The organism is Streptomyces prasinopilosus (assembly GCF_001419695.1).
Taxonomy (GTDB): Bacteria; Actinomycetota; Actinomycetes; order Streptomycetales; family Streptomycetaceae; genus Streptomyces; species Streptomyces prasinopilosus.
The window spans coordinates 1-8,994 of sequence record NZ_LIRG01000520.1 but is presented as its reverse complement, the minus strand read 5'-3'; the positions used below and the strand labels follow the sequence as shown (position 1 = coordinate 8,994).

Annotated in this window: 10 protein-coding genes; 1 reads left to right on the top strand and 9 read right to left on the bottom strand. The window is 72.2% G+C overall.

The window, feature by feature from the left end:
* The 9 genes from AOK18_RS20965 to AOK18_RS20925 all read right to left on the bottom strand — a co-directional run.
* A partial coding sequence (locus tag AOK18_RS20965; RefSeq protein ID WP_157865139.1) for an alpha/beta fold hydrolase occupies nt 1-299 on the bottom strand: 299 nt, incomplete at its 3' end.
* Nucleotides 300-412: 113 nt separating this feature from the next.
* Nucleotides 413-1,348 (bottom strand): alpha/beta fold hydrolase, encoded by a 936-nt coding sequence (locus AOK18_RS20960; protein ID WP_240503260.1) that lies wholly within the window; start codon nt 1,346-1,348, stop codon nt 413-415.
* Nucleotides 1,348-2,514 (bottom strand): acyl-CoA dehydrogenase family protein, encoded by a 1,167-nt coding sequence (locus AOK18_RS20955; RefSeq protein ID WP_055574846.1) that lies wholly within the window; start codon nt 2,512-2,514, stop codon nt 1,348-1,350. The genes AOK18_RS20960 and AOK18_RS20955 overlap by 1 nt, the downstream gene beginning before the upstream one ends.
* Before the next feature lie 30 nt (nt 2,515-2,544).
* Nucleotides 2,545-3,423, bottom strand: coding sequence for a VOC family protein (locus tag AOK18_RS20950; RefSeq protein WP_055695357.1), 879 nt, complete (start codon nt 3,421-3,423; stop codon nt 2,545-2,547).
* Between the two features lie 34 nt (nt 3,424-3,457).
* Complete coding sequence (locus AOK18_RS20945) at nt 3,458-4,657, bottom strand: flavin reductase family protein (protein WP_055574848.1); 1,200 nt, start codon at nt 4,655-4,657, stop codon at nt 3,458-3,460.
* Nucleotides 4,650-5,453: an ABC transporter ATP-binding protein gene (locus AOK18_RS20940; protein ID WP_055695356.1), complete on the bottom strand. Its 804-nt coding sequence runs from the start codon at nt 5,451-5,453 to the stop codon at nt 4,650-4,652. Before AOK18_RS20940 ends, AOK18_RS20945 begins: the two co-directional genes overlap by 8 nt.
* Nucleotides 5,450-6,238: an ABC transporter permease gene (locus AOK18_RS20935; protein WP_055574252.1), complete on the bottom strand. Its 789-nt coding sequence runs from the start codon at nt 6,236-6,238 to the stop codon at nt 5,450-5,452. Before AOK18_RS20935 ends, AOK18_RS20940 begins: the two co-directional genes overlap by 4 nt.
* On the bottom strand, nt 6,235-7,011 hold the full coding sequence (locus tag AOK18_RS20930; protein WP_055574254.1) for an ABC transporter permease: 777 nt from the start codon (nt 7,009-7,011) through the stop codon (nt 6,235-6,237). The genes AOK18_RS20935 and AOK18_RS20930 overlap by 4 nt, the downstream gene beginning before the upstream one ends.
* 101 nt (nt 7,012-7,112) lie before the next feature.
* On the bottom strand, nt 7,113-8,084 hold the full coding sequence (locus AOK18_RS20925; RefSeq protein ID WP_055574251.1) for an ABC transporter substrate-binding protein: 972 nt from the start codon (nt 8,082-8,084) through the stop codon (nt 7,113-7,115).
* A 247-nt stretch (nt 8,085-8,331) separates the two neighbouring features.
* On the opposite strand from AOK18_RS20925, the gene AOK18_RS20920 reads away from it, so the two are divergent.
* Nucleotides 8,332-8,994, top strand: a 663-nt coding sequence (locus AOK18_RS20920) for an IclR family transcriptional regulator (RefSeq protein WP_240503259.1), incomplete at its 3' end; no start/stop codon positions are given.

Genomic DNA, 8,994 nt, shown 5'->3' with positions numbered 1-8,994 from the left:
CCAAGCCCGAGCACCCGCTGCACCTGGTCCAGGTAGTGCGGGATCTCCAGCGGGTGCTCGGGCTTGGTCGAGTAGCCGTGGCCGATGAAGTCGATCGCGTAGACGTTGAAGTGCTCCGCGTGCGCGGCCAGGTTCCGCACGTACGCCTCGGCGTGCCCGGTGATCCCGTGCAGCATCAGCAGCAGCGGCTTGTCCGGGCTGCCCGACTGCAGGAACCGGGTCCGGTACGGCCCCGTCTCCAGGTATCCCTGCCGGAACTCGACCTGCGCCAGGTCCGACCACACGCTCGTGTACGTCATCGTCTTCTCCTTGGAACTCGGATCCCGGCCGGGCCCGGCTCGTGGACTCGGCCCGGCTCGTGGGCCCGGTTGGTGGGCCCGGGGCGGTGGCCGGGATCAGGTGGGGGCCGGGGTCAGCCGGCGGCCGGGCCGGCCGGGTGCTCGGCGAGGAACCCGAGCACCAGCCGGGTGAACTCGGAGGCCCGCTCGTACGGCACCCACAGGCCGGTGCGCTTGAACAGGTGCAGCTGGGCGTCGGGGATCTGCCGGAGCAGGAAGAGGGCGTTGTCGAAGCCCTGCACCCGGTTCTCGGTGCCCCAGACGATCAGCGTCGGCACCTCGATCCGGCCCAGCTCCTGCCACAGCGGCTCGGCCGGCACGCCCGCCGACTCGGCGCCGGCCCGGCGCTCCTCGCCGCCGGCGACCGACTCCAGGTACCGCTCCTCGACGAGCTCGTCGGTGACCAGCCCGGGATCGGACATCATCATCCGCAGGTAGGCGCGCATCTTCTCCCGCGACGGGCCCTCGCCCGCGTAGTAGGAGCGGATCGCCTTCTGCCCCTCGGACGGCACCGCGCTGAACAGGGGGACCCCGCCGGCACTGGAGACCAGCACCAGGCGGTCCACGCGTTCGGCGTGGTGCAGGGCCATCGCGATCGCGACCGCGCCGCCGGTGGCCAGACCGACCACGCTCGCCCGCTCGACGCCCAGCTCCGAGAGCATCGCGGCGAACACGTCGGCGTAGGGCCGGTACTTGCCGCCGGACAGCTCGATGGCGTCGGAGCGGCCGTAACCGGGCAGGTCGACGACCAGGACCCGGGCGTGCCGGGACAGCTCGGCGATGTTGCTGCCGAAGTTGCCCCAGCCCGACGCCCCGGGCGCCCCGCCGTGCACGCACAGCAGGACCTCCGGGCCGGTGCCCGCCTCGTGGTAGTGGACGCGGGTGCCGCCGACCGTGACGAACCGGGAGGTGGACTCGCGGGTGAGCGGCTCGCGGGCCTCCGGGGCTCCAGGGGTCCGAGGGGCTTGCGGGGTCTCCCCGGGGAGCCGCTCGCGGGTGCCGGCCGCCATCAGACCTTCACCGCCGCCGGCATCTCGCCGCCGAAGTAGTTCATGCCGTAGGCCTGGTACAGCGGGCCCGCGTAGTTCTGCACGTGGTGCAGGGCGCTCTGGCAGTCCCGCCACATCCGCTGCATCGGGTTCCTCGCGTGCAGCTGCGACCCGCCGCTGACCTTGAAGATCTCGTCGGCGGCCGCGGCCGCGCGGTGCGAGGCGGAGACCTGGTTGCGGCGGATCGCGGCCCGCTCGGACAGGGTGAGCAGCCGCCCGGAGGAGACGATGTCGAACGCCCGGTCCATGTCGTGCAGGACGTGGCCGATGCTGGCGTCGATGTCGGCGGCCGCCGGAGCCAGCACGGACAGCTGGAACGGGTCGCGGCTGGCCGAACCGAACCGGCTGCTGCGCTCCCGGGTCCACCTGACGTACGCGGCCAGGGTGCCCTGGGCCAGCGCGATCGTCGCCGTGGTGACGGCGCCGGAGAAGACCACGTTGCGCGGCATCGAGTACAGCGGCGCGTCCCGGCCCGCGACCGACCCGGCGCTGCCGTCGGTGACCGGGTTCGTCCGGATCAGCCGGTGCTCGGGCACGAAGGCGTCCTTGACGACGATGTCCTTGCTGCCGGTGCCGCGCAGCCCGATGACGTCCCAGGAGTCGTGCAGGATCTCGTAGTCGTCGCGCGGGATGACGAAGTGGATCGTCTCCCGGTCGGTGACGTTGCCCTCCTGGTCGGTGATCAGGCCGCCGATCATCACCCACCGGCAGTGGTCGGTGCCCGAGGAGAACGGCCAGCGGCCGTTGAAGACGTAGCCGCCCTCCACCGGCCGCGCCCGGCCCATCGGGGCGTACGGCGAGGCGACCCAGGTGTCGGGGTCCTCGCCCCAGATCTCGCGCTGCATCCGCGGATCGCCCTGGGCGAGCTCGTGCGGGTGCACGCCCACCACACCGGTGATCCAGCCGGCCGCGCCGTTGCGCTGCCCGATCTCGTAGGCGGTGCGCAGGAACTCGGTCGGGTGCGACTCGAAGCCGCCGAAGTCGCGGGGCTGGAGCATCCGGATCACACCGGACTCGCGCAGCACGGCGGCGACCTCGTCGCTGACCCGGCCGAGTTCCTCGGAGACGGGTCCGTCGCTCTCCAGCAGCTCGGCGTGTTCCATCACGCGGTCGAGCACGGCGTTCATGGCGCCTTCCTCTCTGGTGGGGCAGTCGGGTCAGTGGTGGTCGACGGAGTGGTGGCCCCAGAAGTGCGCGGTGTCGTACCGCGTGGGCGTCCACGTCTCGTCGTCGATCTTGATGCCGCCGGTGCCGAACTCGAGCCCCACGTCGGACGGGGTCAGCAGGTAGAAGCTGACCATCCGGTCGTTGCTGTGCCGGCCGAACGTCTTCAGCAGCCGGTGCGGCTCGTCCTCGATGTGCTCCATCGCCCGGCCGATCACGTCGAGGTCGGTGACCTCGAGCATGAAGTGGCCCACCCCCAGCGGCCGGTTCCCCACCTTCGGGGTGAAGGCGAAGGAGTGGTGGCGGGGATTGCAGTGCAGGAACGTGGCCGCCAGGTCCGGGGCGAGGTCGATGTGGTCGGAGAGCCGGAAGCCCAGCACGTCGAGGAAGAGCGACTCGTAGCGGGCACGGTCCGAGACCACCTGCAGCACGTGCCCCAGCCCCTCGGTCCCGGCGACGAACTCCGCGCCGATCGGGGACGCGAACCGCGCCGAGGAGGTGCCGAGACCCCAGAAGACCTCGTGGTCGTAGCAGTCGTCGGGGTCCCGGAACCGGATCAGGTCCGAGACCATCCGCTCCTTGGCCACCGCCTCGCCCGGCCGGGTGACCTCGTACCCCGCGGCGGTCAGGCGCGCCTCCAGCTCGGCGAGCTCGGCGGGCCCCCCGGTCTCCCAGCCGACCGTGGTGACGCCGCCCCGCTCGCCGGGACGCACCTCGAGCCGGTAGGCCTTCTCGTCGACGCGGAACAGCAGGCGGTCGTCGCCGCGGCGGTCGGCCATCAGGCCGAGCACCCGTTGGCCGAAGTCCTGCCAGTGGTCGAGGTCGGTGGCCGTGAACCGCAGGTAACCCAGGGCGGTGACTCGGGCGGTCATGTCTCTCCTCGCAGTCGTTCTCTGTACGTGGGGGTCAGCCCAGCACCCGGTCCTGGCCGAACCGGATCTGGATCAGGTCGGCGACCTCGGCGGCCCGTTCGCGCACCTGCGCGCCCCACCGGGCGACGGTCCTGCCGTCGGCACCGGCCGGAGGGAAGGACATCCGCACCGCCAGCCGCGGGGCGCCGGCCATCGGCACCGCGACGGTGATCGAGCGGACGTCGTAGGTGCCGTCCGGGTCGAGGTCGGGCTCGTAGTAGTCGAGGTGGTCCAGGTGCATGCTGAGCACCTGGCGCCGGCGGCGCGGTGTCGCCTCGCCGTGGATGTAGCGGGTGACGTCCTGCCAGATCTCCCGGTCCGGGGCGTGGCCGACCAGGCAGAGCGAGTAGCCCTGGGCGGCGACCCGTTCCGCGAGCTCCCGGCAGCGTGCGCGTGACGCCTCGTCCTTGCGCGGCAGCCGGTCGAGCCAGCGGGCGAGGCCCGCCCCGTCGGCGGGGTCGAGGTGGACCGCGCCGACGGGCGGTAGGTGCGGCAGCCGCAGGCCGATCTCGAAGTAGGTCGGCGTCGCCGAACCCCGCTCGGTGCCGATCACCACGTCGTGGTCACCGATCGACGCGAGCAGCGAGACGTCGGCCGACTCCTCGGCGGCCAGGGCGGCCAGCGGCTCCATCGCCGCCTCGCTCAGCCGGGCGGCCCGGATCAGGTCGTGGTCGGCCGGGGCCAGGAACGACGAGGACGCGAAGCCGCCGAAGCCGCCCTGGAAGAAGAGCAGCGGACACGTCGGCCGCTGCACGTCCAGCGAGCGGACCTCGCCGAGCACGATGTAGTGGTCGCCGGCGTCCACCAGCTGGTGGTAGGCGCAGTCGATCCACGCGACCGAGTCCTCGAGGATCGGCGCGCCGGACGGCGAGGGCCGCCACCCGACCCCGGCGAACGACTCCGGGCCGCGCCAGCCCGTGACGAGGTCGGCCTGGTCGGCGGCGAGCACGTTGACGCAGAACGTGCTCGCCTCCCGCAGCCGGGCGAAGGTGCGCGAGGCGCGGTCCGGCATGAAGGCGACGAGGGGCGGGTCGAGCGAGACGGAGTTGAAGGTGCCCACCACCATCCCGATGTGCTCGCCGTCGTCGAGGGTCGCGGTGATCAGGGCCACCCCGGTGGGGTGGTGCCCGAGTGCCTCGCGGAACGCGTGCGGGTCGATCGCGGTCAGGGCCGCGCCCGTGGTCGGCTCAGACATCGCGGATCAGCCGGTAGACCTGGCTGCGCAGTTCGGCGAACCGCGGCAGCGCCTTGGTGGAGACCTGCTCGCGCGGGGCGGGGAGGTCCACGGTGAGCAGCTCGCGGATTCCGGCCGGCTTCCCGCCCAGCGCGAGCACCCGGTCGGAGAGGTAGACGGCCTCGTCGATGTCGTGGGTGACCAGGAGCACCGTGATGCCGAGGTGCTCGCGCACCCGCAGCAGCAGGTCCTCCAGGTCCGCCCGGGTCTGGGCGTCCACCGACGCGAACGGCTCGTCCATGACCACGACGGCCGGACGGTAGGCCAGCGCCCGCGCGATCGCGACCCGCTGCTGCATGCCGCCGGACAGCTGCCAGGGGTAGTGGCCGGTGAAGTCGGACAGACCGACCTCGGCCAGTGCCTCCAGGGCCGTCCTCTCCCGCTCGGCCTTGGCCAGGCCCGCCGACCGCAGCGGCAGCACCACGTTGCCGAGGACGCTGAGCCACGGCATCAGCGAACGGCTGTAGTCCTGGAAGACGATGGCCAGCCCGCGCGGCGGCGCGTCGATCCGCTGCCCGTCGAAGACCACCTCGCCCTCGCCGGGGCGGCGCAGCCCGGTCAGGCACTCCAGGAGCGTGGTCTTGCCGACGCCCGAGGGGCCGACGACGCACATCAGCTCGCCGCGGCCGACCTCGAAGTCCAGGCCCTCCAGGACCCGGCGCTCGCCGTAGCTGTGGCCCAGTCCGCGGATCCGCATGATCGGGTCGGAGGCACCGCCGTCCGGCTGCCCCTTGTCCAGGGTGGTCTGCGTCTTCATCGCTGGTCCTCCTTCTGCTTGGTGTGACCGTGGTGCCAGGCCAGCACCCGGGCCTCCACGAGTCCGAAGGCCTTGTTCGCCGCGTAGCCGATCAGGCCCAGCACGATCAGGCCGGTCCACATCGCGACGATGTCGAACGTGCGCTGCGAGTCGAGGACGAAGTAGCCGAGCCCGCCCGGACTGCCCACCATCTCGGTGAGCACCATCGCCACCACCGACATCGACAGCGCCACCCGGGCGCCGGCGAAGACCTGGGGCAGGGCGGCGGGGACGACGACGTAACGGATCCGGTGCCAGGTGCCGAGCCGGTAGCCGGACGCGACCCGGTGCAGGACCGGATCGACGGACCGGACGCCCTCCACGGTGTTGAGCAGGATCGGCCAGGTGGAGACGAAGGCGATGGTGACCACCTTCATGTCGTCGCCGGTGCCGAGCAGCAGCATCATGATCGGCAGCAGCGCCACGCTGGGCAGCGCCCGCATGAACTCCACCAGCGGCCGGGTCGCGTCCTCCAGCGCCGGGACGGAGCCGAGCAGCAGGCCGAGGACCACGGCGGTGGCGAACCCGACGCCGAAGCCGGTGGCCAGCCGGACCACGCTGGGCAGCGCGTCCTCGAGGAGGTGGTCGAAGAACCACAGGTCGACGAAACGGTCGGTGATCTCCGAGAGGGCCGGCCAGTACAGCGAGGTGCTGCCGGCGCTGAACCACCACCAGGCGGCGACCAGCAGGACCGGGAGCCAGATCTCCCGGGCGACGAGCGTGGCGGCCTTCAGTGCCCTGCTCATGCCGTACCTCCCTTGCGGACCGAGGGGTGCCACCACAGCACGCGGCGCTGCAGCAGCACGAAGACCAGGTTGAGCAGCAGTCCGAGGAACGCCGCGGTGAAGGAGTACACGAACGCCCGCCCGGTGTCGTTGATCTGCATCGCCTGCAGCAGGACGTAGCCGAGACCGTCGGAGCCGCCGAGGAACTCCGAACTGATCGCCATCAGCAGGGAGAGCGTCGCGGCGATCCGCAGGCCGACGAAGACGAACGGGAACATCGACGGCGCGATCAGGTGCCGCAGCAGGTGCCACCGCGTCAGGTGGTACGCCCGCCCGACCCGGCGCAGCTGGGGCGAGATCTCCCCGACCGCGTAGGAGGTCTGGATGACGACCGGCCAGACCGCCGAGACCAGGATCAGGACCAGCCCCAGGTCGCGGGTCGCGCCGAAGAGCAGCAGGAGCAGCGGCAGCAGCGCGATCGCGGGGACCGTCCGGCCGAAGTCGAGGAGCAGCTGGGTGCTGCGCCGGACGCGCTCGTCGGCACCGATCAGCAGACCCACCGGCACACCCACCAGCACGGCGAGTCCCAGCCCCAGCAGGGCCGTCTCGACCGAGGTGGCGATGTTCGACCAGTAGGCGCCGGTCCCGGCCAGGTCGACGGCGGTCCGGAAGCTCTCCGGAGGTGTCGGGAAGTCGCTGGAGGCCCCGGGCCCGAGGGCGAACAGGTGCCAGACGACGAGCGCCACGAGGATCGCCAGCAGCCGGTTGACCAGCCGCCGGACACCGGTGGGCACGGCTCCGGGCTCCGTACCGGCCGCGGCCGGCGCGGTCCTCGCCCCGGTCCCGGCCCGCCCGGGTCCCGTACCGGTCACGTCCGGTCCGGTCTTCGCGCCGGTCACGGCCCGACCAGCTTCGCCGCGTCCGGGGCACCCTTCTCGAACAGGTCGTACTTGTCCATGTACCGGACCGAGAAGTCGACGTCCTCGGTGGTCAGCGGCTTCTCGGCGTAGACCGGGAACGCGGCCTTCTCCAGGAGTCCGGCGTCCGCGTCGAGGACCTCGGCGGCGGTCCGCACCAGCAGCTCGCGGTCGTCGTTGACCATCGCGTTGCCCTCGCGCACCGCCTCGCCGAAGGCCTTGACGGTCTCCTTGTTCGCCTCGGCGAAGTCCCGGGTGGCGACCCAGACGTACGCCATCCCGCCGCCGCCGGAGTTGACCGGCCCGAGCGGGCGCAGGTCGCCCTTGGCGCGCTCCACCGTGCCCACCGGCTCGGGCGTGGTGGTCGCGTCGACCTGGCCGGACTTCAGGGCGGCCAGGGTGTCCGGGGACTCGACGAACTTGATGGAGGCGCTGTCGCCGCCCGCCTCGTCGACGGATCCGCGCAGGTCGACCCAGGGCGCGCTCTTGATCTGCGGCACCCCCACGGTCTTGCCGGTCAGGTCGGCCAGCGACTTGATCGGGGAGTCCTTCTCGACCCACACGTTGGCGAAGCTGAACTCCTCCTGGCCCTCGGGGATGCCCCCGTCGGTCGCCCCGGCGACGTAGACCAGGTCGACGCCCTGGCCCGCGGCGACGAGCGAGGTGGCGGTGTCCAGCAGGGCGAGGTCCACCTTGCCGCCGAGCAGCTGCGGGACCATCTCGGTGGACGTCTTCGCCGTGCTGGTCGTGACGTCCAGGCCGTGCTTCTCGAACACGCCCTCCTTGTCCGCGGCGAAGGCCGGGACACCGTTGAGCGAGGCGAAGACGGCGAGCTTGAGCGGTCCGTCGGCCGACGCGTCCGGGCCGGAGCCGTCGGAGGAGCAGGCGGTACACAGGGCCAGCGCCGCGACGGCGGTCGCGGCGAGAGCGCGAAAACGAGTGGAAGCCATGAGGGTCCAGTCCTTCTGTCGTGCCCGGCAGTGCGGCTCGTTCGGAGGTTGTGTCCGTGGCGGGCACGACGACAGTGGCAAAACGGGGCCCCCGAGTGGCCCGATCCCTCACCAATCGGAATTTCAACTCGGCTCCCGCGGAAACCTCGACGTAACGCGGGACGTCGCGTACGTTCCGTATACACATACGTTCTGGCTGAAAATGATCGGCCGACGGAGCACCGTACGCGGGTGGGATGGAGCCGAGATGAGCGAGATCAACGGCAAGCGCGGCGTGCTGGCGCGGGCCTTCGACATCCTCGGCTGCTTCACCGGCGGCGAGCCCGAGCGCTCGGTCGCCGACATCTGCGCGGTGACCGACCTGCCGCCGGCGACCGTGCACCGCATGCTGGCCACCCTCTCCGAGCACGGCGCGATCGAGCGGACCGGACGCGGCCGCTACCGGCTCGGCCCGCGCCTGTGGCGGCTCGGCCACGGCGTCCCGGACATCCGGCTGCTGCGCGACTGCGCCCGCCCGGCCCTGGTCGACCTGCACGCGAGCACCCGGCTGCCGGTCGCCCTGGCGACCCGCGAGGGCGACCGGCTGCACATCATCGACAAGATCGCCGGCCGCGCCACGGTCCGGGTCTGGGAACAGCTCGGGTCACCGGCGCTGGACGAGCACCCCGCGGGCCTGGTCCTCCTGGCCTGGGGACGCGACCCGGACCGCCGGCCCGCCTCGCGCCCGCTGCGCAGCGAGGAGCAGTTCGCCTGGCGGCAGACGCTCGCCCAGGTCCGGCAGATCGGCTTCGCGCACTCTCCCACCGGCGCACAGCACACCTCCCCGCTGGTCTGGGCGGCCGCCGATCATCACGCAGGTGCTCACCGTCTGGTCCTCGGCGAAGACGGGCGCGGCCGCCCAGACCAGCGG